The sequence below is a fragment of the Yinghuangia soli genome, assembly GCF_021502675.1.
In the GTDB taxonomy this organism is placed as follows: Bacteria; Actinomycetota; Actinomycetes; order Streptomycetales; family Streptomycetaceae; genus Yinghuangia; species Yinghuangia soli.
In genome coordinates this window covers 1-22,803 of the sequence record NZ_JAKFHA010000037.1, presented here as the reverse complement: position 1 = coordinate 22,803, position 22,803 = coordinate 1, and the positions used below count along the sequence as shown (strand labels likewise).

The 22,803-nt window shown below is 72.3% G+C and carries 18 protein-coding genes; 11 read left to right on the top strand and 7 right to left on the bottom strand.

What is annotated here, in order from left to right; all coding sequences use genetic code 11:
* The first annotated feature begins 136 nt into the window (after positions 1-136).
* The 7 genes from LZ495_RS36420 (at position 137) to LZ495_RS36390 (ending at position 9,640) form a co-directional block, all read left to right on the top strand.
* Positions 137-1,618: an LCP family protein gene (locus tag LZ495_RS36420; RefSeq protein WP_235057441.1), complete on the top strand. Its 1,482-nt coding sequence runs from the start codon at positions 137-139 to the stop codon at positions 1,616-1,618.
* Between the two features lie 103 nt (positions 1,619-1,721).
* On the top strand, positions 1,722-3,608 hold the full coding sequence (locus LZ495_RS36415) for an HSP90 family protein (RefSeq protein WP_235057440.1): 1,887 nt from the start codon (positions 1,722-1,724) through the stop codon (positions 3,606-3,608).
* An 11-nt stretch (positions 3,609-3,619) separates the two neighbouring features.
* Positions 3,620-6,586, top strand: a complete 2,967-nt coding sequence (locus tag LZ495_RS36410) for an ATP-binding protein (RefSeq protein ID WP_235057439.1) — start codon at positions 3,620-3,622, stop codon at positions 6,584-6,586.
* A 78-nt stretch (positions 6,587-6,664) separates the two neighbouring features.
* Complete coding sequence (locus tag LZ495_RS36405; RefSeq protein WP_235057438.1) at positions 6,665-6,838, top strand: hypothetical protein; 174 nt, start codon at positions 6,665-6,667, stop codon at positions 6,836-6,838.
* A gap of 412 nt (positions 6,839-7,250) precedes the next feature.
* Positions 7,251-8,573 carry a UDP-glucose dehydrogenase family protein gene (locus tag LZ495_RS36400; RefSeq protein ID WP_308268695.1) on the top strand — a complete coding sequence of 441 codons (1,323 nt, stop codon included), beginning with the start codon at positions 7,251-7,253 and terminating at the stop codon, positions 8,571-8,573.
* A gap of 50 nt (positions 8,574-8,623) precedes the next feature.
* On the top strand, positions 8,624-9,055 hold the full coding sequence (locus tag LZ495_RS36395) for a CoA-binding protein (protein WP_235057437.1): 432 nt from the start codon (positions 8,624-8,626) through the stop codon (positions 9,053-9,055).
* Positions 9,056-9,220: 165 nt separating this feature from the next.
* Positions 9,221-9,640 (top strand): CoA-binding protein, encoded by a 420-nt coding sequence (locus LZ495_RS36390; protein WP_235057436.1) that lies wholly within the window; start codon positions 9,221-9,223, stop codon positions 9,638-9,640.
* Positions 9,641-9,702: 62 nt separating this feature from the next.
* Here LZ495_RS36390 and purE read toward each other — a convergent pair whose 3' ends face one another.
* Both purE and LZ495_RS36380 read right to left on the bottom strand, forming a co-directional pair.
* The gene (gene purE / locus LZ495_RS36385; RefSeq protein ID WP_235057435.1) at positions 9,703-10,233 is read right to left on the bottom strand and encodes a 5-(carboxyamino)imidazole ribonucleotide mutase; all 531 of its coding nucleotides are present in this window, start codon (positions 10,231-10,233) and stop codon (positions 9,703-9,705) included.
* A complete protein-coding gene (locus LZ495_RS36380) occupies positions 10,230-11,369 on the bottom strand; it encodes a 5-(carboxyamino)imidazole ribonucleotide synthase (protein WP_235057434.1) in 1,140 nt (379 codons plus the stop codon). Before LZ495_RS36380 ends, purE begins: the two co-directional genes overlap by 4 nt.
* Positions 11,370-11,633: 264 nt before the next feature.
* On the opposite strand from LZ495_RS36380, the gene LZ495_RS36375 reads away from it, so the two are divergent.
* On the top strand, positions 11,634-12,134 hold the full coding sequence (locus tag LZ495_RS36375) for a GtrA family protein (protein ID WP_235057433.1): 501 nt from the start codon (positions 11,634-11,636) through the stop codon (positions 12,132-12,134).
* Positions 12,131-12,631, top strand: a complete 501-nt coding sequence (locus tag LZ495_RS36370) for a GtrA family protein (RefSeq protein ID WP_235057432.1) — start codon at positions 12,131-12,133, stop codon at positions 12,629-12,631. The genes LZ495_RS36375 and LZ495_RS36370 overlap by 4 nt, the downstream gene beginning before the upstream one ends.
* A gap of 21 nt (positions 12,632-12,652) precedes the next feature.
* Here LZ495_RS36370 and LZ495_RS36365 read toward each other — a convergent pair whose 3' ends face one another.
* From LZ495_RS36365 to LZ495_RS36345, 5 genes are all read right to left on the bottom strand, one after another.
* Positions 12,653-13,915, bottom strand: a complete 1,263-nt coding sequence (locus LZ495_RS36365; RefSeq protein WP_235057431.1) for a sensor histidine kinase — start codon at positions 13,913-13,915, stop codon at positions 12,653-12,655.
* Positions 13,916-13,954: 39 nt separating this feature from the next.
* The gene (locus LZ495_RS36360) at positions 13,955-14,626 is read right to left on the bottom strand and encodes a response regulator transcription factor (protein ID WP_235057430.1); all 672 of its coding nucleotides are present in this window, start codon (positions 14,624-14,626) and stop codon (positions 13,955-13,957) included.
* 240 nt (positions 14,627-14,866) lie between these two features.
* Positions 14,867-15,343, bottom strand: a complete 477-nt coding sequence (locus tag LZ495_RS36355) for a hypothetical protein (RefSeq protein ID WP_235057429.1) — start codon at positions 15,341-15,343, stop codon at positions 14,867-14,869.
* Between the two features lie 267 nt (positions 15,344-15,610).
* The gene (locus LZ495_RS36350) at positions 15,611-16,924 is read right to left on the bottom strand and encodes a WxL domain-containing protein (protein WP_235057428.1); all 1,314 of its coding nucleotides are present in this window, start codon (positions 16,922-16,924) and stop codon (positions 15,611-15,613) included.
* 432 nt (positions 16,925-17,356) lie between these two features.
* The gene (locus LZ495_RS36345; protein WP_235057427.1) at positions 17,357-18,160 is read right to left on the bottom strand and encodes a hypothetical protein; all 804 of its coding nucleotides are present in this window, start codon (positions 18,158-18,160) and stop codon (positions 17,357-17,359) included.
* A 769-nt stretch (positions 18,161-18,929) separates the two neighbouring features.
* On the opposite strand from LZ495_RS36345, the gene LZ495_RS36340 reads away from it, so the two are divergent.
* Together LZ495_RS36340 and LZ495_RS36335 are read left to right on the top strand one after the other, a co-directional pair.
* On the top strand, positions 18,930-20,138 hold the full coding sequence (locus LZ495_RS36340; RefSeq protein ID WP_235057426.1) for a hypothetical protein: 1,209 nt from the start codon (positions 18,930-18,932) through the stop codon (positions 20,136-20,138).
* 277 nt (positions 20,139-20,415) lie between these two features.
* Complete coding sequence (locus tag LZ495_RS36335) at positions 20,416-22,764, top strand: WxL domain-containing protein (protein WP_235057425.1); 2,349 nt, start codon at positions 20,416-20,418, stop codon at positions 22,762-22,764.
* Positions 22,765-22,803: the final 39 nt, after the last annotated feature.

Below are 22,803 nucleotides of genomic sequence, written 5' to 3'. Positions count from 1 at the left end.
CCGCCCGGGCCGAGCCGGAGACCGGAAGAGAAAGAGGGTCAACAAGCGGACACAGCCGTACCAACCAGGCCACAGATGTGTCCTGGGCCGGTACGGGGTTTGCCCGGCATGCCCGCGCGGTGGCAGTTTCGTATCCATGAACTCATGGCCGCCCGGATGGGCCGAGGATGACGGGCTGCGCGGGGGCCCGCGCCGCGACGGACGGGACACCCCGCCGTCCGGGCCGGCCGGCACGCCCGAGGCCGAGCCGACGGCGGTGCTGCCCCGGGACCGCTACGGCCGCCCCATAGCCCCGCCCGGCACGCTGCCGGACCGCCCGGCCGGCACCATCCCGGCACCGGGCAGCCCGGGCGCGCAGCAGTCCGGCCCCGGCGTGCCGCCGCGCCCCGCGGCCGCGCCCGGTTCGCCGGACGCGCAGCCCACCCAGGTCATGCCGGGACGCGGCCAGTCCGGATACCCTCCGCAGCCGCCTCTGCACCAGGCCGCGGCACCCGCCGCACCGGCGTCCGACCCCGTGGCCCCGCCGCCGCGGCCTGCCACCCGTCCTGCCGGTCCCGACCGGCCCGACGGCCCCGGCGGTCCGGACGGACCCGGCGGCCCGCGCCGCCCCGGCGAGGGCGGTCCGCGGCGCCGCGCCGCGGGCCCGCCGAACTGGAAGAAGCGCATCCTGATCGGCGTGACGGTGTTCCTCGCCGTCGTCCTGCTCTTCCTGACCGGCACCTACTTCTGGCTGGACTCGAAGATCCGCCACGAGGACGTGCTGCGGAACTACGAGGGCCGCCCGGCCGCGACCGCGGGCACCACGTGGCTGATCGTCGGCTCGGACAGCCGCGAAGGCCTGTCCAAGGAGGAGAAGAAGGACCTCAAGACCGGCAACGCCGCGGGCAAGCGCACCGACTCGATGATGCTGCTGCACAAGGGTGAGGGCGGCACCACGCTCATCAGCCTGCCGCGCGACTCGTACGTGCAGATCCCGGCGTACGACGGCGGCAAGACCCCGGTCAAGGCGCAGAAGAACAAGCTGAACGCGGCCTACGCGCTCGGCGGTGCGCCGCTGCTCGCGCAGACCGTCGAGATGGCCACCGGGATGCGCCTGGACCACTACGCCGAGGTCGGCTTCGGCGGCTTCGTGGGCATCGTCGACTCGCTCGACGGCGTGGACATGTGCCTCAAGACGCCGATCAAGGACGAGAAGTCCGGTGCCGACCTGCCTGCCGGCTGCCAGACGCTCAACGGCCAGCAGTCGCTGTCGTTCGTGCGCGCCCGCTACTTCGACCCGACCTCGGACCTCGGCCGCATGCAGCGCCAGCAGCAGTTCCTCGCCGCGCTGGCGCACAAGGCCAAGTCGCCGTCGGTGCTGCTCAACCCGTTCAAGGGCTTCCCGATGGCGGACGCCAGCCTGGGTGCGGTGATCGTCGACGACGACTCGGGGATCTTCGACCTGTACGGGCTCTTCAAGGACATGGGCTCGCTGTCCGGCGGGAGCGGCGGCACCATCACCGTCCCGATCAAGAACCCGGACTTCAAGTCCCCGGTCGGATCCGCCGTCCAGTGGGACGACGCCAAGGCGAAGGCGCTGTTCGACGCCCTGCGCGCGGGGCAGCCCGCACCGCGCTGACCGCGCACCGGGAACCACCCTGGATCCACCTCTTGGATCCAGGGTGGATCCACCCCGTATCCCGGTGGCTTCCTGTCGGCCGGACAGGACATCATCGACAGCCATGAGCAACGCAGACGCCGACCGCGCGACTCCCCCGGCCGCCGACCACACGTTCCAGGTCGACCTGCGCGGTCTCGTCGACCTGCTGTCCCACCACCTGTACTCCAGCCCGCGCGTCTACCTGCGCGAACTGCTGCAGAACGGGATCGACGCGATCACCGCCCGGCGGGCCGCGGACCCGGCCGCGCCGGCCGCGATCCGGCTCACCGCGGCCGGCGGCGGGCTGCGCGTCGAGGACTCCGGCATCGGCCTCACCGAAGAGGACGTCCACCGGTTCCTGGCCACCATCGGCCGCAGCTCCAAGCGCGATGCGCTGGAGACCGCCCGGCGCGACTACCTCGGCCAGTTCGGCATCGGCCTGCTCGCCTGCTTCGTGGTCGCCGACGAGATCACCGTGGTGACCCGCTCGGCGGGCACCCCGGACGCCCCGCCGGTCGAGTGGCGGGCCCGCGCCGACGGCCGCTACGCGGTTCGCGTACTGCCCGCCGACGCGCGCCCCGAGCCGGGCACCACGGTGCTCCTCACGCCGCGTCGCGGCAGCGAGGAGTGGTTCGCCGCGGACCGCGTGCTCGACCTGGCCCGGGACTTCGGCGGCCTGCTGCCGTACGACATCACGGTCGCCGACGAGACCGGCCGGACCAGCCTGGTCACCGACACCCCGGCGGTATGGGACCGCGAGTACCCGACCCCGGAGTCCCGGCACTCCGCGCTCGCCCGCTACTGCACCGAGACGCTCGGCTTCGCCCCGCTGGACGTCATCGACCTGTCCGTCCCGCTCGCGGGCGTGCGCGGCGCCGCCTTCGTCCTGCCCTCCGCGGTCAGCCCCGCGATGCGCGGCAAGCACCGCGTGCACCTCAAGGGCATGCTGCTCACCGAGTCGGCCGACACCCTGCTGCCGGACTGGGCGTTCTTCGTGCGCTGCGCGGTGGACACCGAGGCGCTGCGGCCGACCGCCTCGCGCGAGAGCCTGTACGACGACGAGGCGCTGGCCGCGGTGCGCGACGCCCTCGGAGCGGGCCTCCGCAGCTGGCTGACCGGGCTGGCCGCGCACGAACCCGAGCGGCTCGGCCGGTTCCTCGCGGTGCACCACCTCGGCGTGAAGGCGATGGCCCGGCACGACGACGAGCTGCTCGAACTCATGCTGCCCTGGCTGCCGTTCGAGACCACCGACGGCCGGGTGAGCCTCGACGAGTTCGCCGGCCGGCACCGGGTCGTGCACATCACCGACACCGTCGAGGAGTTCCGGCAGATCGCCCCGATCGCCGCGGCCGCCGGACTCGGCGTGGTCAACGGCGGCTACACGTACGACGCCGACCTGGTGGGCCGGCTGCCGGCGCTGCGCCCCGGGACGGTCGTCGACCGGCTCGACCCCGACACCGTCACCGCGCACCTCGACCCGGTCGACCCGTTCGTGGAACTGGCCGCCGGGGACTTCCTGGCGCTGGCCCGCACGGTGCTCGCACCGCTGGAGTGCGAGCCCTCGCTGCGCACGTTCCACCCGGTCGCGGTGCCCGCGCTGCTGCTGGACGGCCGCGACGAGCGCAACGAACGCACCCGCGCGCAGGCCGAATCGGCCGCGGCGAGCGCGGGCGACGACCTGTGGGCCGGCATCCTCGGCGCGCTGCGCGGCGACGCCCCGCAGGCGCGCCTGGTGCTCAACCACCTCAACCCGCTGGTGCGCCGCATCCTGACGGTGCCCGACGAGGAACTGGCCCGGACCACGGTCGAGGGACTGTACGGGCAGGCGCTGCTGCTCAGCCGCCGCCCGCTCTCCGCGCAGGAGAGCACGCTGCTGAACCGGTCGTTCCTGGGGCTGCTGGAGCGCGCGGTGGACAACACGGCAGGCGGGGCGGCAGCCGACCCGGCCGGCCCGGCCGACGAGAAGTGACGGGGAGCGGCATGTTCGACGAAATCACCGACGAGGACTCCTTCTTCGCCGCCTACACGGCGAACGACGACCAGCCGTACGGCATACCGCGCACCGCACGGGCCGAGGCCCTGGTCGACGCGGCCGCGCGCCTGGACCGCCCGCAGCTCCTGGCGTACAGCCTGGTCGGCGCGATCAAGGCCTACAACTACGGCGGCGAGTCGCCGAAGAGCCCGGTGGCGATGGCCCGGCTGCTGCGGCTGTACGACGAGCAGCCCGGCGAGTTCGACGAGCGGCTCACCCACCTGCTGTTCTGGTATCTGAAGTGGATCACCAGCTCGCTGCTCGCGGTCCCCGAGGTGCCGCTCGCCACAATCCGCGGCTACCAGGCCGAGATGGAGCGCCGCTACCGCACCGCCGGGCACAGCATGCGGCCGGTGCACCAGAACGCCTTCTACCTGGCCCGGCACGTCGGCGACGACGACGCCGCACAGCAGGCCTTCACCGCGTGGCTGGCCGCGGACCGCGAGGAACTCGCGGACTGCGACGCGTGCGAGCGGCGCACCCAGGGCCGCTGGCTCATGGGCAGGGGCGACGACGCGGGCGCCCTGGACCTGTTCGCCCCCACGCTGGCCGGTGCGCTGTCGTGCGCCGAGGAACCCCAGTACACGCTGGGCGCTTCGCTGCTCCCGCTGGTCCGGCTCGGCCGGGCCGACGAGGCCCGCGGCCACCACCTGCGCGGCTACCGCAAGGTGCGCGGCAAGGTCAGCACCTACAGCACGGTGGCCGAGCACATCGAGTTCTGCGCGCTGACCGGCAACGAAGGCCGCGGCGCGGAGATCCTCGCCGAGCACCGCGGCTGGCTCGCCCGGCCCGCCAGCGACCTCCTGGACCACCTGGGCTTCCTGGAAGGCGCCGCGGTACTGCTGAACCGGCTGACCGCGACCGGGCACGGCCGCATGCCGGTCGCGGACGTACCCGGCACCGACGGCACGGCGGCCGACCTGCTCGCCTTGTGCCGCTCCGAAATGGAGTCGCTGACCGCCCGGTTCGACACGCGCAACGGCACGGACGCGGTCACCCGCCGCATGCACGAGCGGATCGGTCAGGAGCCGCTGGCCGAGCGGCTGGTGCTGGGCGTGCGTTCGGTGCTGCCCGCACCGCGGACGGCTCCGCCCGCGCCCGCGGCACCCGCCGCGGCACCCCCCGCGGCCCTCGGCCTCGAAGAACTGGCCGCCCGAGCCAAGGACTTGTACGACCAGGCCCACCCGGACATGAGCGAGGCGTGGCGGCAGTACGCCGAGGCGGCGAACGCCGCAGGCAAGGAACTCCCGCTCCACGACGCCGCCATGGTGCACGTCGACAGCGCGTACCAGGCGCGGCTGCGCGACGACTACCGCGAGTCCGCCGCCTGGGAGGACCAAGCGGCGGAGATGTTCGACGCCGCGGGTTCGCCCGCGGAGGCCGCCGCCTCGCAGGCCATGAGCCGGCTCTCGCTGTTCCTGGGAGCGCAGCACGACCGCGCCGGGCACAGCGGCACCGACGCGGCCGGTCCGCAGCCCGCGACCGTGGTGCCGCTGCCGGACTTCTCCGACCTTGCCGCCCGCACCGCCGCACTCGCCGCGGACGACCCCGCGCACCTGCGCAGCCACTTCCGGGTGCTGCGCTGCTCCGCGGTGGTGCAGTTGGCCTCGCTGAGCAGCGCCGAGGAGGAGCAGCCGACCGCCGGGGCCCGGCTGGCCGAAGCGGTGGACGCGGTGGCAGACGCAGCGGACCGCAGCGGTCTCGCGCAGCACCGGATCACCGCGTACGAACTCCAGGGCCAAGTGGCGCTGCAGCGCGGGGACCACGACACCGCCCTCGCCGCTTTCGGCACCGCGGTCGAGCTTGCGGACAAGGCGGGGCGCCCCTGGGATGCGCTCCATGCCCGGGGCATCCGCGGCCAGTTGCTGTTGGCGTTCCGGTCCGCCGAGGAAGCCGAACCGGACCTGCGCAGCGCCGCCGACCTCGCCGACACGTACCCCTCCGTCGGCATCCCGTCCGGGCCGCTGCGTGCGGACCTCGCCAAGGCGCTCGCCGGGCAGGGCAGGTTCGAGGAGTCCGTGGAGCAGGCGAGCCGGGCGGCGGACTGGTGCGATGCGCACGACGCCCCCGACCTGGCCGCGAACTGCCGGATGGGCATGGCGCACGCACTGCTCCGGCTGGGCCGCCCCGCGGATGCTGCGGCCGTCGCGGAGGAGACCCTGCCGGAGGTCGAGCGGCTCGTCGGGCCGGACGACCCGGCACCGCTGATGGAGAGCTACTGGCTGCTGGGCAGCTGCCTCCAGCAGATCGGCGAGGCGGCCGGTGCCGCGCACGCCTTCGCCCGGGCCGCCGGGTACGCCGACCGGAGCGCCGACACCGAGACCCGCATGCAGCTCACCTCCGAGGCCGCGCACGCGCTGGCCCAGGCGGGCGCGCACACGGAGGCCGAACTGGCCTTCGGCCGCGGCATGGAGCTGCTGCGGGAGCTGGGCCTGACCGGCGGCCTGGTCCGGATGCTGCGGGCGTCCGCGTGGAACCTCCTGGAGGGCGCGGGTCGGGAGGTCCCGGAGGCCACCGCGGACGCCGTCCTGGCCCGGTTCGCCGAGGCGGACCAGGTGGTCGCGGCGGCCCCGGGCGACACCGGCGAGTTCGACCGCGGCCAGGAGCTGATGTACACGCGCACCCAGACCGCCGACGCCCTGACCCGGCTGGGCCGGTACCCGGAGGCGGTCGAGGCGGCGGGCAGCGAGGCCGAGCGGCTGGCCGCAGGGCTGCCGCGGCATGCCGAGGAATACGCCGAGATGGCGAGCCTGGCCGCCCCGGTGGAGGCCTACGGCCTGGACCGCCCGCACGCGGCCCGGGCACGGCTGGACGCAGCGGCCGCATCCCTCTCCGCGGTCGGCTGCCCCGCCCCGGCCGAACGCCTCCGGGCGGTGCGGGCGCAACTGCCTCCGGCTCCGGACGCGGAGGGCTAGGCGCCCGCCTGCTCAGGGTCCGCCCTGATTCGGGCCCGGTCCCGGGCGGCAGACTCCGCAGCCCGGGACCATGGACTCATGCTCAAGCGGATTCCGTTCGACCCCGATGCCCACCTGCTGCACGGTGCCGGCCTGGCCGGCTGGCGCCGGGCGCGCGCCGAGGTGCTGCGCACCCATGGACCGTCCGCCGCCCCCGACGCCTGGGTCGTGATCGGGGTCGGCCCGCAGCCGGTCCGCCTGCTGGTGGATTGACTCGCGGACCGCGGGATCGACTGGAACCCCTTCGATCCGCGCGATATCCGCCTGTCCGTCCACCGACGGCTGAACAGCGAGGGCGGGCCCGTCTCCCCGCCGGCCGCGCACTGCACGGTCCGGATCCGGGCTGCGGCACTCGCGCACCTCGGGCTGCTTCGCGAGCAGCCGCCCCCGCCGCACGGGTCCGCGCCGGGCTGGTGGCGGGCCGAGGCGGGGCGCCGATGGCAGTGGTGACCCGGACCCGAGCCCGGTGATTCATCCCTTTGGCCGGAAACCGCCGGAAGGTGCGCCCGGTATTACCGACCTTTGGACCATCCCCCGGAGTATCTCGTCCGTCAGTGCGGCGGGCCCGGCGCGGCTACGATTCCGGGTAGCAGAACGGCCGGTTCGACAATGCCTGGAGGGCAGCGTGGCAGCACTTCGCGTCACCGTGATCGGCACCGGCTACCTCGGTGCGACGCACGCGGCGTGCATGGCCGAGCTGGGCTACGAGGTGATCGGCGTCGATGCCGACCCCGACAAGGCGGCCACCCTGCAGGCCGGCCGCGCACCCTTCTACGAGCCCGGCCTCGACGATCTGCTGGCCCCGCACATCGCGTCCGGGCGCCTGCGCTTCACCACCTCCGCGCAGGAGGCCGCCGAGTTCGGCGACGTGCACTTCGTCTGCGTCGGCACCCCGCAGCGCAAGGGCGAGTTCGCGGCCGACACGAGCTACCTCGATGCGGCGATCGACGCGCTCGCCCCGCACCTGACGAAGCCCTGCCTGGTGGTGGGCAAGTCCACCGTGCCGGTCGGCACCGCATCCCGGCTGGCCACCCGCCTGGCCGAGCGCGCCCCGGTCGGCGAGGCCGCCGAGCTGGCCTGGAACCCGGAGTTCCTGCGCGAGGGCCACGCCATCGAGGACACCTTGCGCCCGGACCGCCTGGTGGTCGGGATCCGCTCGGCGGCCGCCGAGGCGAAGCTGCGCGAGGTGTACGCCCCGCTCATCGACGCGGGCGTGCCGTTCCTGACCACCGACTTCGCGACCAGCGAGCTGGTCAAGGTGTCCGCGAACGCCTTCCTGGCCACCAAGATCTCGTTCATCAACGCGATGGCCGAGGTCTGCGAGGCCTCCGGTGCCGACGTCACCCAGCTCGCCAAGGCGCTGTCGTTCGACCCCCGGATCGGCGGGCTCTTCCTCAATGCCGGGCTCGGCTTCGGCGGCGGCTGCCTGCCCAAGGACATCCGGGCCTTCATGGCCCGGGCCGGCGAGCTCGGCGTCGACCAGGCGCTGACCTTCCTGCGCGAGGTCGACGCGATCAACATGCGGCGCCGCTTCAAGCTGGTCGACGTGGCCCGCGAGGCGTGCGGCGGCGGCTTCCTGGGCCGCCGCGTGGCGGTGCTGGGCGCGGCCTTCAAGCCGGAGTCCGACGACATCCGCGACTCGCCCGCGCTCAACGTCGCCGCCCAGGTGCAGCTGCAGGGCGGCGAGGTGACCGTCTACGACCCCAAGGCGACCGACAACGCGCGCAAGATGTACCCCGGCCTGGGCTACGCCGACAGCGCGTTCGACGCGGCCCGCGGCGCCCATGTGGTGCTGCACCTGACCGAGTGGCGCGAATTCCGCGCCATCGACCCAGCCGAGCTGGGCGCCGTGGTCGCCGAGCGCCACATCATCGACGGCCGCAACGCCCTCGATCCGGCCGTGTGGCGGGCCGCAGGGTGGACTTTCCGCGCACTCGGACGGCCCTGACCGCGTGCCGTCCTGTGGTGGGACGGCACTCCTCAAGGCACGATGACCGCATGGCATATGTCGCAGACGGGGTCGTCACCGACGACACCGCGATCCGGGACCTGCTCATCACCAACAAGACCTGGGCGGTCGTCGGCCTGAGCTCGAACATGGCCCGCCCGGCATGGGGCGTGGCCGGCTTCCTCAAGGGCCATGACAAGACGATCGTGCCGGTGCACCCCCGGGCCGAGAGCGTGCACGGCGAGCGCGGCTACGGCATGCTCGAAGAAATCCCGTTCCCGGTCGACGTCGTCGACGTGTTCGTCAACGCCGATCTGGCCGGGCCGGTCACCGCGCAGGCGATCGCGATCGGCGCCAAGGCCATCTGGTACCAGCTCGGCGTCGTCAACGAGGACGCCATCAAGCTGGCCGTCGAGGCCGGCCTCCAGGTCGTCGTGGACCGCTGCCCGGCCATCGAATGGCCGCGGCTGATCGGCGCCTGATCGGCGCCTGACCGGAACAGGCCGGGAATGGGCCGGGAACCGCTCTCGCCCGGACCGCCGCCGAGGCGCACGATGGACAGGCGTACCAGGCGGCTCCAGCAGTACCACCCCGATCCCGAGATTCACCGAGATCCCCAGGATCCCCAAGACCGCGAGGGGCACAGCATGCCGTACGGCGACGACGCGACGATCCGGCGCATCCTCTCCCACCGCACGTGGGCGGTCGTCGGCCTCAGCACCAACTCGCACCGGGCGGCGTTCGGGGTCGCCGCCCACCTCCAGCAATGGGGCAAGCGCATCGTTCCGGTGCACCCCAAGGCGGAGACGGTGCACGGCGAGCGCGGCTACGCGTCGCTGGCCGACATCCCGTTCCCGGTCGACGTGGTCGAGGTCTTCGTGAACTCCGACCTCGCCGGGGACATCGCCGACCAGGCGGTCCGGATCGGCGCCAAGGCGGTGTGGTTCCAGCTCGACGTGGTCGACCGGGCCGCGTACGCGCGCACCACGGCGGCCGGCCTCGACATGGCGATGGACCGGTGCGCCGCGGTCACGCTGCAGCGCATCGGCATGACCAGCGCCGTCTGAGCCGACCGGTCCGGCCCGGTCGAGCCGGACCGGACCGGGCACCGGGTCAATCGGGCACCGGGTCAGTCGGCGACGCGCTCGCGGAGCTTGCGGCCCTTCTCGGTGGCCTGCGCCTTGAGCTCGGCCTGGAAGTCGGTCATCCGGGCCAGCAGTGCGGGGTCGTGCGCGGCCAGCATGCGCACCGCGAGCAGGCCCGCGTTGCGGGCGCCCGCGATGGAGACCGTGGCGACCGGGACCCCGGCCGGCATCTGCACGATGGACAGCAGCGAGTCCATGCCGTCGAGGTACTTGAGCGGCACCGGCACGCCGATGACCGGCAGCGGGGTCACCGAGGCCAGCATGCCCGGCAGGTGCGCGGCGCCGCCGGCGCCCGCGATGATCGCCTTCAGGCCCCGCCCGGCCGCCTCCTGGCCGTACGCGATCATCTCCTGCGGCATGCGGTGCGCGGAGACCACGTCGGCTTCGTAGGCGATGCCGAACTCGTCCATGACCTCGGCGGCGGCCTTCATGACCGGCCAGTCGGAGTCCGAGCCCATGACGATGCCGACGACCGGGCGGCCGTCCGTAGCAGCGGCGGTCGTGTCGGCGGTCATTCGGTGATGCTCCCTCGCAGATAGGCCGCGGCGTGCCCGGCACGCTCGCGTACGTCGTCCAGGTCGTCGCCGCAGACGGTGACGTGCCCGACCTTGCGGCCCGGCTTCACGTCCTTGCCGTACATGTGCACCTTCACGCCCGGGTCGCGGGCCATGACGTGCAGGTACGCGTGGTACATGTCCGGGTAGTCGCCGCCCAGGACGTTGACCATCACGGTCCACTTGGCGCGGGCCCGCGGGTCGCCGAGCGGCAAGTCCAGGACGGCCCGCAGGTGGTTCTCGAACTGCGAGGTCACCGCGCCGTCGATGGTCCAGTGGCCGGAGTTGTGCGGCCGCATGGCCAGCTCGTTGACCAGGATCCGCCCGTCCCGGGTCTCGAACAGCTCGACCGCGAGGTGCCCGGTCACGCCCAGCTCGCCGGCGATGGTCAGCGCGATGCGCTGGGCCTCGGTGGCGCGCTCCTCGGACAGGTCCGGGGCGGGCGCGATGACCTCGTGGCAGATGCCGTCCACCTGGACCGACTCGACGACCGGGTACGCCACCGCCTGGCCGTGCGGCGAGCGCACCACGCAGGCGGCCAGCTCGCGGGCGAAGTCGACCTTCTCCTCGGCGAGGACCGGGACGCCGGCCTGGAACGGCACCTCGGCCTGCGCGGCGTCGCGGACAACCCACACGCCCTTGCCGTCGTAGCCGCCGCGCACGGTCTTCAGCACGACCGGCCAGCCGCCCACCTCGTCGGCGAACGCGGCCACGTCGGCCGGGTCGGCCACGATCCGGTTGCGCGGGCACGGCACGCCGATGGCGGCCAGCTTCTCGCGCATGACGCCCTTGTCCTGGGCGTGCACGAGCGCGTCCGGGCCGGGGCGCACCTTGGTGCCGTCCGCCTCCAGGGCCCGCAGGTGGCCGGTGGGGACGTGCTCGTGGTCGAAGGTGAGGACGTCGCAGCCGCGCGCGAAGGCGCGCAGGTCCTCCAGGTCCGCCTCGTCGCCCAGGAAGACGTCGCCGACCACCTGGGCCGCGGACTCCTCGGGCGCGGCGGCGAGGACGCGCAGACGGACACCGAGCGGGATTGCGGCCTGTTGGGTCATGCGGGCGAGCTGGCCGCCGCCGACCATGCCGACGATCGGGTATGTCACAGGGACCAAGGGTATCCGGCCGTTCCGGACCCGCCGACCGCGCGGTCCCCGGGCCGTCCCGGCGCGGTCCTGGGGCGGGCAGCAGGCGGGCGGAAAGCCCCGCGGGGCAGGGCGTGCGGCGCCCGGGAGGCGGGCGCCGGGCGCCCGCGCGGTGTGTGCGGGGCGTGTAAAGACTGTGCAACAAGCCCGTCACCTGCGCGCCGGGGCCGGGACAGGTAGCGGCTACCCTCGTCAGGTGAGTCGTCTGTGCAGTCAGGAGAACCGGTGAGTGCCGCCCCCGCGGATCCCCATGCCCAGGCGGGGCGCCGAGGCCGGTTCCGGACCGAGGTGACGCAGTTCCTGCTCGCCGGCGGCCTGGCCTACGCAGTCGACGTCGCGGTGTTCAATCTGTGCCTGTTCCTCGGGCTGGACGCGGTGACCTCGAAGGTCGTCTCGTCGGTGCCGGCCACCATCGTGGCGTACATCGGCAACCGGTACTGGACGTACCGGCACCGCGAGCGCACCGGCGTGGGACGCGAGTACACGAAGTTCTTCGTCTTCAGTGCGATCGCCGCGGCGATCCAGGCCGGATGCGTGTTCGTCTCGCATCACCTGATGGGCTTCACCTCCCCGCTCGCCGACAACATCTCGGGCAACATCGTGGGTATGGCCTTGGGAACCCTGTTCCGCTTCTGGGCGTTCCGTACCTTCGTGTTCAAGCACAAGAGTCCGGAGGCATCGCCCACCGTGGATCCCGCGTTGTCCGGCGCCGGCGGCGCCCAGTGAAGGCTCTGCGCGCCTTGTACGGGCGGTTCGAACACCTGGTCCACGAAACGCTGAAGTTCGGCGCGGTGGGCGGCTTCGGCGTGATCGTGAACATCCTGGTGTTCAACGTCTGCCTCTACCAGCTCGACCTGGCGCCGGTGCGCTCGTCGATCATCTCCACGGCGGTCGCGATCGGGGTCAACTACCTCGGCAACCGCTTCTGGGCGTTCCGGCACCGCAAGTCCGCCGACCAGCGCCGCGAGCTCGTGCTGTTCCTGCTGTTCAGCGGGGTGGGCATGGCGATCGAGGCCGGTGCCGTGGCGATCTCGCACTACCTGCTGGACTTCACCAGCACCAAGGCCGACAACATCGCCAAGTACGCGATCGGCCTGCCGCTGGGCACGCTGTTCCGGTTCTGGTCGTACCGCACCTGGGTCTTCACCGGCACGCACGCCGCGCAGCTGGACTCCGAGGCGGCCCGGCTGGTCGAGGAAGAGTCCACGCCAACCGGCCGCTGAGGCCCGCAACGCGGCCCGTGCCTACTCCGGGTCGCGCGGCTTGGCGCCCAGGAAGACCGCGAACACCGGCGGCCGCAGCTGCAGCAGCTCCAGGCGGCCGCCGTCCGCCTCGGCCAGGTCCCGGGCCACCGCGAGGCCGAGACCCGTGGAGTTCCGGCCGCTGACCGCGCGCTCGAAGACCCGGGCGCCGAGCACGTCGGAGACGCCGGTGCCCTCGTCCTCGACCTCCACGACCACCGAGGTGCCGGTACGGCGGGTCCGGATGGTCACCGTGCCGTCGCCGTGCATGAGCGCGTTCTCCAGCAGCGTGGCCAGCACCTGCGCGAGCGCGCCCGGGGTGGCGACCGCCTCCAGGCCCGGTTCGCCGGCCACCCGGATGGCCCGGTGCGCGCCGGCCACCGCGGGCCGCCACTCGTCGACCTGCTGGCGGACCACGTCGTCGACCCGGACGGTCACTGCGGACGCGGTCCGCGGGTCGCGGCCGGCCGGGCCGCGGCGGCTGCTCGTCAGCAGCCGCTCCACCACATCGGTCAGCCGCTCCACCTGGGAGAGGGCGATGGCCGCCTCCTCCTTGACGATGGCCGGGTCCTCGGTGGCGATGATCTCCTCGAGCCGCATCGACAGCGCGGTGAGCGGGGTGCGGAGCTGGTGCGAGGCGTCCGCGGCCAGCCGCCGCTCGGCGGTCAGCATGCGGGCGATGCGCTCGGCGCTCTGGTCCAGCACCTCGGCGACCCGGTCCAGCTCGGGCACGTCGTAGCGGCGCTGCCGCGGGCGCGGGTCGCCGGAGCCGAGCCGCTCGGCGGTCTCCGCGAGGTCGGTGAGCGGGCGGGCCAGGCGGCGGGCCTGCCAGACCGCGAGGGCGGTCGCGGCGGCCACCGCAAGCAGTGCGACGCCGAGGATCAGCAGGAGCGACTCGCGGACCTGGCGGGTGACGCGGTCCCGGGACTCCGAGACGGTCACCGTCTCGCCGAATTCGCCCGTCATCGTCACGTCGAAGGACTTGCCCTCCGGCTTGGCGCCGAACTCCAGCGGGGGGCGGCCGGGCAGCGCGATGGTGGCGTACCGGGGGCCGGTGACCTGGCGGGCCAGCAGCGCGACGTCCGGCTCCTCGCCCGCGGCGAGGCGCAGCTCGACGGTCTCCAGGAGCCGCGCGGCCTCCGCCTTGAGATTGTCGCGAGCGGTGGTCTCGATCGCGTTGGTCTCGACGAATGCCAGCGGGATGCCGAGCACGGCCACCACGACGAGCACCACGCCGAGGGTGGTGTTGATGAGCCTGCGACGCACGGATGCAGCCGTTCCTGGTGTCCTTCCGAGGCGCTTCGGTCAGCTCTTCTCGAAACGGAAGCCGACCCCGCGCACGGTGGTGATGTAGCGGGGGTTGCCCGCGTCGTCGCCGAGCTTCTTGCGCAGCCACGAGATGTGCATGTCGAGGGTCTTGGTGGAGCTCCACCACGTGGTGTCCCACACCTCGCGCATGAGCTGATCGCGCGTCACCACGCGGCCGGCATCGCGCACCAGGACCCGGAGGAGGTCGAACTCCTTGGCAGTGAGCTGGAGTTCCTCCTCGCCGATCCAGGCGCGGTGCGAGTCGACGTCGATCCGTACGCCGTGCACCCCCTTGTCGACCTCGACGGCGCCGCGGCGCAGCAGCGCGCGCACCCGGGCCAGAAGTTCGGCGAGCCGGAAGGGCTTGGTGACGTAGTCGTCGGCGCCGGCGTCGAGCCCGACCACGGTGTCGACCTCGTCGGCCCGGGCGGTGAGCACCAGGACCGGGAAGCCGTGGCCCTCGGCGCGCAGCCGGCGGCAGACCTCGAGGCCGTCCATGCCGGGCAGCCCGAGGTCCAGGACCAGGAGGTCCACTCCGCTCTGCGCGGCGCATTCGAGGGCCGTCGGCCCGTCCTCACGCACCTCGACGTCGTAGCCCTCACGGCGCAGAGCGCGGGCCAGGGGTTCGGAGATGGAGGCGTCGTCCTCGGCGAGCAGTACGCGGGTCATGGCCCGATCGTAGAACTCTTCGGCACGCGGGTCCCGCACCTGCCCCGTACCCGTGCGCCCGGAATGCGCGCGGAACGCCTGTCAGGAACGGAAATACCGCAAGATCTCGTGACAACTTCCGCAAATGCCGGACAGCCGGATGATCTCCCCTCACGCTCCGTCACCCGCTCCGTCACCCGCTCCGGACGCACGCCGGGCGGGCTCCGGCACCGCGGAGCCCGCCCGCTCCGTGCAGGTTGCTCAGCTGACGGTCAGCGTGGGGCTCACCGAAACGATCTCCAGGGTGCTCGCGCTCCCGTACGTGGCCCAGATACCGAGCTTGACCCGGTACGAGCCGCCGGGGACGGAGGCGGCCTGCGGGGTGTACCCGCCGACGCTGCCGCTCGTCTGGGCCGCGGTCAGGCAGCCTGCGGCCGGCATCTCCGACACCGTCTCCTCCGACCCGTTCGGGTTGACCTTGACGATGATCTGGTACCAGCCGCAGAACGACCACGCGGAGGGCGTCGCACTCTTGAAGGACAGCCAGCTGCTGCCGATGAGCTCGTTGCTGTTGCCCACGATCAGGCAGGCGTTGCCCGTCGTGTTCGGGTCGATCGACGTCGCACTCGGAGTGGCGCAGCTGTAGACGGTCGCGGACGCCGACGGTGCGGCCATCCCCAACGCGGCGACAGTTCCCCCGGCAACGGCCAACGACGCCACTAGCTTTCGCATACGCATGGATTCTCCCTGGCAGTCTCGCGGTTCTCGGACATGGAACACGAAGTGCAGGAATTGCCTGCGCGCCGAAAATCGGGAGGCCGGGCCGAATGCGCCCATGCCGAATGAACTGCCATGCGTTCCGGCTCCCCCGATACCGACTGGCACAGTAGAACTCGTTCTAACCAACGAGTTCGTCATAGTTGGCCAGCCGGCACCGGAGAAGTCAAGGGACGCCCGCGTCCCATTCCCAAAAGGCATGGGACGACGGGCCGTTCCCGGTTCCGCTCAGGAGAGCGAGAGGGTCACCTTGGCGGTGTAGGTACCGGCCAGCTGGAACGAGGGAACAGCAAGGGTGAAGGCCGCGTTGCCGGCGAACTCGCCACCGGTGACCTGGCCGGCGCCCTTGGCGTCCTGCGAGCACAGCGTGGAGTTGTCGACCACCGCGTTCGCACCCGACTTCACCGCGGACGGCGAGTCCGGGTTGGTCACGGTGCAGTTCGGGGTCCACTTGAACGACGACTTCGAGATGGTGCCGCCGGTGTCCGAGGTGAAGTCGGACGTCTTGGCGGTCAGCGACCAGCCCTTGGTCGAACCACGGAAGTCCTGGATCGCGACGGTGTTCAGCACACCGGTCATCGTCTGGGGCTTACCGTTGATCGTGATCGGCGACAGCGTCACACCCGCACTGGCCTGCTGCATCGCCAGCGGACCCGGGAGAACGTCACCGCCCGGGGTCTGGTCCAGGTCGCCCGGCTTGCTCGACGGGATGACCGTGAAGGGCAGACCTGCGTTGTTCGCGGGCGGGAGGCCCTCGGACACCGCGATCATCGTGGTGTTGTCCTTGGTGACGGTCAGGACGCCGGAGACCTTGCCGTCGGCACCCACCGTCGCCTGGATCGCGTCACCGGTCGGCGCCTGGCCCGCGAGGCCCAGGATCGTCACGGTGGCACCCGGGGTGTAGTTCTTCGCCGACACCGTGACGTTGACCGGCAGCTCGCCCTTGTTCGGGGAGAGGCTCTCGACCTGCGCCGGCGGCGGGACGTTCTTGACGGCGAGGCTCAGGACCACGCCGTTGTTCGCACCCGGGGTGCACGGCACGGTGCCGAAGTCGGTACCGTCCGAGATGGTCTTGTTGTTCAGGTCCAGCCACGTCAGGTCCAGCTGACCACCGGGGGTGGCGCTGACCGGGATCACGTAGTCGACCTCGAACGGGTCGGCGTCGATCTGGCCGGTCGGCAGCGGGTCCATGTACTTCTGGACGACCCACTCCTGGTTGCCCGTGTAGGCACCCGAGAGGCCGAACTTGAAGGTGCTGGTCAGGTCGACCTTGGGCAGCGGGAACGGGCTGCCGATCGGGCTCAGGCCCGGGTCGACCTTCAGACGCACGGTGGCGCCCGGGGCGTAGGGGCCCGCGTTCGTCAGGTCGGTGACCGTCATCGACATCGGCGCGGTCTTGGTGCCGATCGGCGCCGGGGCCACACAGGTGACCGACGGCGTCACGGTGCCGGCCGACGCGGTGGGCGCCAGCGCGACCAGGCCGAACGACCCGATCGCCACGGCCCCGGCGACTGCCGCGACCTTCTTGCTGGAGTTGAACATTGAGGTGCTACTCCCTTCCAGGGGCTGCTGCCGCCGCCGGGGGGCGGGGCAGTCGAACACCACACCGGAGTCGCATCGAGAGCGCACTACCATGGGCTCAGGTGCTCCGGTGCCGTCCTGGGACGGTCGCCTCGTAATTCCGTCGCACACGGCCGAGGCGGCCGTCTCGCGGTCCTCGCGCCCCCGGGGGTATTTCCGGTAGAGGTGCGCGGGACCGACGTGCGGGTGGAACCTGTTTCAAAAACCAGGCGAGCCATTGATGCCGTCAGGTGCCGCAGATGTCAAGGCTTTAGCTGCCTTGTGTTAACAGTTGCGTAATACACCGACGGGCCGGACAAGTCCGATCTTGGAAACCGGGTTCGCACAGGCGGAAACGGTGCCGCCGGGCCCACCCTCGAGGGGCCCGACGGCACTGTTCGAAGTCCGCGTGGATCAGACGGCGTTGTTCCGCGAGGCGCGCACCTTGCGGGTGGCGATCAGGACCGCGCCGATGCCCAGCAGGCCGACCGTGCCGCCGACGAGGCCCATGGAGAGCGCGTCGTCGAGCGGGCCGGTCTTGGGCAGGCTGCTGCCGGTGGTGCCGGCCGTGCTCTGGCTCGTGGTGCCGGCCGACGTCTGGCTGGTGGTGCCGCTCGAGGTCTGGCTCGTGGTGCCGCTCGACGTCTGGCTCGTGGTGCCGGCCGTGTTCGCACCGGTGGTGGTCGTGGCGCCGCCCGAGACGGTGACGCTGGCGACCACGCCGCCGCCGCCGGTGATCGTGCAGACCGTGTCGCCGAAGCTGGTCTTGGTGACCATCTTCTCCGGCGTCAGGTCCACCTTGCCGGAGGCGCCGGCCGGAATCGTCAGGTCGCCCTCGAAGGGCGCCAGCTTCTGCGGGACGTCCTTCTTGACGTCGATGGTCTGCTCGGCACCGGTCACCGTGGCGGTGCCGCCGCTCGAGAGCTTGAAGGTGATGGACGGGGTCACCTTGGAGGGGCCGACGTCGATCGGCGCCTTGATCGGCGAGTTGCCGGTGGTGACCTTGACCTTGACCTTGGCACCCGCGGCCGCGGAGGCCGGCGTGACGTCGACCTGGATGGACTGCGGGCCGTTGGCCTCGCCGAGCGCCGGCACGACGCACTTCAGCGTCGGGGTGATGGTGCCCGCGGACGCCTGCGGGGCCATCGCCAGAACGGCTCCGGACGCCACCGCGAGCGACGCGAACGCTCCCGCGCTCCGCTTGATGGACTTGCCCATGTGGTGCTCCCTTCGGGGACTTGCCTGTCGTAAGTCGACGGCCGATGCGGCATGCGCGTGGCTCGACCTTTGCGCACCGGCCTTCTCGTCCTGCACGGACCGTTCACGGCTCCGGGGCACCGGAGTTCGTGATCGTCCACCCGCGCCGGCCTGGTCGCACGGGAGCCGGAGCGGACTCGACGGCCCGCACAAATGCACAGGCCCTGGGCGCGCTGACCTGGGCTTCTGATATTGGAAGACCCCGTCGGCACCGCACCCCGAGAGACATCAAGACTGTGCCAGTCATTGATGGCATGTCAGATCATGGGGTGACGGTACGACAAGTCACATCAGCGAACAACAGTCATCGACAGAAAAAACACCGGTGTCGGGAAACGGTTCGGCATCGCGCGCCACCTGGGAAATCGGTGTATCGACAAGGCGTTTGAAAGCCGTTCCGCGACCTGGAGCCGATCGACACGTGTCACCAACGCGAATCGGACAGGGGGCCGGAGACAGGCCGCGGACGGGGGCCCGGATCCGGCGCGATCCGGCCTTGCGTCCGCCCCGCGGTGTCCGCGTTCGATGACTTTGCCCCGGTCGAAGTCCCGTTCCGGTCGCACCCCGCAGGGGCTTGACACGTCGTCAGCGGACCCGGGTGAATTGCTGTTTGACTCCGGGTCAGTAGGGCTGCCCGGATTCGACCGCACCGCGGCCGGCCCGTCCGCCGCCGCACTGCGGACCGCACGCGCACGGCAACAAGGCAATGCAGAAAGGGAGCGTCTGCAGCATGGCTTCACGGCGCACCGGATTCGCCGCGGCCGCACTGGCCGTCCTCGCCGCCGGCATCGGCCCCGGGCCGCAGCCGGCCGGCGCCGCGGTCGTGACCGATGCGGTCACCTGCGTACCGCCGCCCTGGAACGGCCCGGACTTCGACTGGCAGCCGCAGATCGACCTGGTCGTGGCACCGCAGAAGGCGGTGTACGCGATCGGCGACAAGGTGACGGTGACGTGGCGCTGGAAGACGCCGCCGCGCAACCCGTCCAACTGGGTCGTGGTCGCCGTGAACAGCAGCACGCCGACCGGCGTGGTCAAGGCGATGGGCGCGCAGAACCAGGACATCGCGGTGGCCGGCCCCAAGGGCAACCCGACGTCGTGGGGCTCGCAGCCGCTGAACGTGGCGGACATGACCGGCACCTTCACCGTGGAGAAGGAAGGCCGCATCGACCTGGCGCCGGGCGCCTATTCGCTGCTGACGTCGCTCTCCACCAAGGCCTCCACCTGCACCCCCAAGGGTGTGCTGAACGTGTCGGCGAGCCTTCAGGCCGGCACCGCGACGCCGCCGCCGGGCGGCGGGACCGGTGGAAGCACCGGCGGCCCGGGCGGCACCGGGCCGAGTACGACCGGCCCGAGCTCTCCGGGCAACTCGGCCTCGCCCGGCGCGACCGCGGGCTCCAAGTCCCCCTCCCCCAGCGGGACTTCTCCGTCGGCCTCGGCAACCACGGGCGACGACCTCGCGGCCGGGCCCGGCAGCCTCGACCTGCCGCCGCCACTGCCCGCCGAGGCACCGGCCGGGCCGCTGTACATGACGCAGAGCCTCCAGGGCGTGAACATCGGCGCCGCCACCGCGCAGAACGGCAGCCGGACCGTGGTCGGCCGCATCAACCCGGTGACGGTGTTCGACCAGCGCGGCAGCACCCTCGGCTGGTCGCTCACCGGGCAGTTGGGCCTGCCGGCCGGCAGCACCGCGCAGCCTGGCCCCGGGCACGTGCAGTGGACGCCCAGCTGCGACCGGACCGGCGCCCCGGCGGCCCCGGGCAGCGGGGCCGTGCCGGGCAGCCCGTTCGACGGCGCCCTCGCCTCGCCCGTGCTGCTGTGCCTGCAGAACCCGAGCACCGGGGAGGTCACCGGGGGCGAGTACCAGGCAGGCACCGCAATGACGTTCCAGCTTCCGCCGGGCAGCGCCGGCGAGTACGTCCTGACGCTGAGCCTGACCTGAGCCCGGCGCGCGCCAGATCTTGACTTCCGGGCGCCCGCGTCGCTCAATAGGGGAGCTCATTTCTGAAACGTGTTTCAGTCACGGACCCGGCGCGTGGGGCACCGGGTCCGAGGTGACGGCCAGACCTCTGCTCGACCGGTGCCCCGGACGAGTCCTCCGCCGTCTGCCGTGGGGGGTATCCCGGCGCCGCGTCTCCGCGGCGGACTCCCTGCGGTGTTCCACGGACCGCTCACCCAGGAGCGGGACGGGCACGGATCCCGAGGAGGGACAGCTCTCTATGCGCAAACCCGCGAAGACCCTGACGGCGGTACTCGGCACCGCCGTCATGGCCGTCGGGGCCGTGGTCACGGTGGGCACGACGGCCGCACAGGCCCAGACCGTGGCGTACAACGTGCACTGCACGCCCCCGAGCGTCGGCGGCAGTCCGTTCGACTTCTTGGCTCAGGTGGACCTGACGGTCAGCCCGAGCAAGCCGACCTACGCGGTGGGCGACCAGGTCACCGTCACGTGGACGTGGAAGGACGCGGCCACCAACCCGTCGAGCGTCACCGTCAACGCCGACTCCGTCCAGCCCTTCGGCACCGTCAACGTCTCCGGTGCGCAGGGCGGCACGGTGAGCGTGTCCGGTCCCAAGAAGAACGCCTCGACGCCCAGCGGCCAGAAGCTGTGGCTGTCGAACATGACCGGCACCTTCACCGTCAACAAGCCCGGCGTGATCAACCTGGCGCCCGGCAGCTACAAGAACGTGGCGAGCCAGCTGGGCACGTGGGAGACCCCGTGCAACACCACGGGCACCCCCGGCGTCTCCACGTCGCTGACCGTGGACGGCTCGATCCAGCCCGCCTCGCTGGGCCTCAGCCGCTCCGAAGTCCGGCCCGGCAGCGCGCCGTTCCAGGTGCTCGGCGCGAACTGGCCGTCCGGCGCCGCCCCGTCCGCCGCACTGTGCGCCGCGGACGGCAGTGCCTGCGATCCCGCCAAGATCACCGGCACCGGCCTCGCGGTGGACGCCAACGGCAACCTGACCGGCCGGGCAAGCGTGCCGGCCACGCTGTCCGAGGGCGACTACCGGGTCCGGATCACGTCCGGTGCGACCGCGGTCGCGGTCCCGCTCAAGGTGCGCAACAACGCACCCGCGTGGGCCGAGCCGGTCGCGTACGACGTGTCCTGCAAGCAGGCGACCAACGGCGCGACGTTCGCCTGGAAGCCCAAGGTCGTGCTCGAACTCTCCCCGGAGAAGCCGTACTACAGCGTGGGCGACCAGGTCACCGTGACGTGGCGCTGGAAGGACTACCCGCGCAACCCGCAGATGCCGGGCGTCATCCTGCTCGCCGACACGGTCACGCCGTCCGGCACGGTCAAGCTGACCGGTGCGCAGACCGGCACCATCGCGGTCAACGGGCCGAAGAAGAACCCGGGTGCGGGTGCGCCGCCGGCCGTCGTGCAGGTGTCGGACATGACCGGGACCTTCCCGGTCACCGCGAACGGCCGCATCGAGGTGGCGCCGGGCGACTACTCGCTCAAGCTCATCGCGCAGACCACGCCGTGCACCGCGACCGGTACGCCGGCCGTCTCGTCGTCCGCACAGGTCGGCATCCCGGTGCCGCCCGCGCCGACGCTGACCGCGACGCCGGGCACCGTCAAGGCCGGCGACCCGATCACCCTCGGCGGCGGCAACTGGACGCCGAACACCGCGCCTTCGATCCAGCTGTGCGCGGCGGACGGCAGCGGCTGCAGCGTGGCCGACTTCCTGGACAACACGCTGGCCATCGCGGCCGACGGCAAGCTCACCGGTACCGCCACGGTGAGTTCGGCCGCGGTGCCGGGGGCCCGCACGGTCAAGGTGACGGCGGGCACGGCGAGCGCGATCGCGCCGCTGGTCGTGGAACCGGCACCGCCCAACATGCGCCAGGTCGTGCTGACCCCGAACCACGGGCCGCTGGGCACCGTCGTGACGGTGACCGGCACCGGCTACGCGCCGAACACCGACATCTCGATCGCCGGCATCACCGCGGCGCAGGCGCCGACCATGGACCTCGCGTTCCTGAAGTCGGGCCCGGACGGCACCTTCGTCGGGCAGATCACCGTCACCAAGGCCAACACCGCGCAGATCGCCGCGGCGGAGGGCGTGGACCAGGCCAAGGCGGCCGCCGCACCGTTCACCGTGGAAGGCGGCGGGGACGGCGGCGTCATCAACCCGGGCCCGCTGGCCATGAAGCAGAACGCGGCGGGGGTCACCCTGAACCCGGTCGTGCTCAACGGCAAGTCGCAGCAGATGACCGGCAAGCTCAACACGGTCACCGTGGAGGACTTCCGGGGCAGCCAGCTCGGCTGGTCGCTGACCGGCCGGATCACCGACTTCCGCTCGGAGACCGGCGGCGTGCTGCCCGGCACCCTCACCTGGACCCCCAAGTGCGCGGTGACCAACCCGGATTCGCCGAGCCCGGTGCTCACCGGCGGAACCGGGCCGGTGGGCGGCGGCGCGGCGCTGTGCAGCGCGGCCAACAGCACCACGCCGGGCAAGCCGACCGGCGGGGTCTTCGCCGCGGACGCCGACCTCGCGGTCACCGTCCCGGGATTCCAGCTGGCCGGCACGTACACCGCGACGCTGACCCTCACGCTCAGCTGAGCGGCCGGCCGCAGTAGTCCGCACCACGGCGCGGGGCGC

Coding starts and splice junctions, on each gene's coding strand:
- LZ495_RS36345 (WP_235057427.1), bottom strand. CDS start 18,160: ATGGGCAAGTCCATCAAGCGGAGCGCGGGAGCGTTCGCGTCGCTCGCG.
- LZ495_RS36355 (WP_235057429.1), bottom strand. CDS start 15,343: ATGCGTATGCGAAAGCTAGTGGCGTCGTTGGCCGTTGCCGGGGGAACT.
- LZ495_RS36410 (WP_235057439.1), top strand. CDS start 3,620: ATGTTCGACGAAATCACCGACGAGGACTCCTTCTTCGCCGCCTACACG.
- LZ495_RS36340 (WP_235057426.1), top strand. CDS start 18,930: ATGGCTTCACGGCGCACCGGATTCGCCGCGGCCGCACTGGCCGTCCTC.
- purE (WP_235057435.1), bottom strand. CDS start 10,233: ATGACCGCCGACACGACCGCCGCTGCTACGGACGGCCGCCCGGTCGTC.
- LZ495_RS36415 (WP_235057440.1), top strand. CDS start 1,722: ATGAGCAACGCAGACGCCGACCGCGCGACTCCCCCGGCCGCCGACCAC.
- LZ495_RS36360 (WP_235057430.1), bottom strand. CDS start 14,626: ATGACCCGCGTACTGCTCGCCGAGGACGACGCCTCCATCTCCGAACCC.
- LZ495_RS36350 (WP_235057428.1), bottom strand. CDS start 16,924: ATGTTCAACTCCAGCAAGAAGGTCGCGGCAGTCGCCGGGGCCGTGGCG.
- LZ495_RS36390 (WP_235057436.1), top strand. CDS start 9,221: ATGCCGTACGGCGACGACGCGACGATCCGGCGCATCCTCTCCCACCGC.
- LZ495_RS36420 (WP_235057441.1), top strand. CDS start 137: ATGAACTCATGGCCGCCCGGATGGGCCGAGGATGACGGGCTGCGCGGG.
- LZ495_RS36405 (WP_235057438.1), top strand. CDS start 6,665: ATGCTCAAGCGGATTCCGTTCGACCCCGATGCCCACCTGCTGCACGGT.
- LZ495_RS36335 (WP_235057425.1), top strand. CDS start 20,416: ATGCGCAAACCCGCGAAGACCCTGACGGCGGTACTCGGCACCGCCGTC.
- LZ495_RS36395 (WP_235057437.1), top strand. CDS start 8,624: ATGGCATATGTCGCAGACGGGGTCGTCACCGACGACACCGCGATCCGG.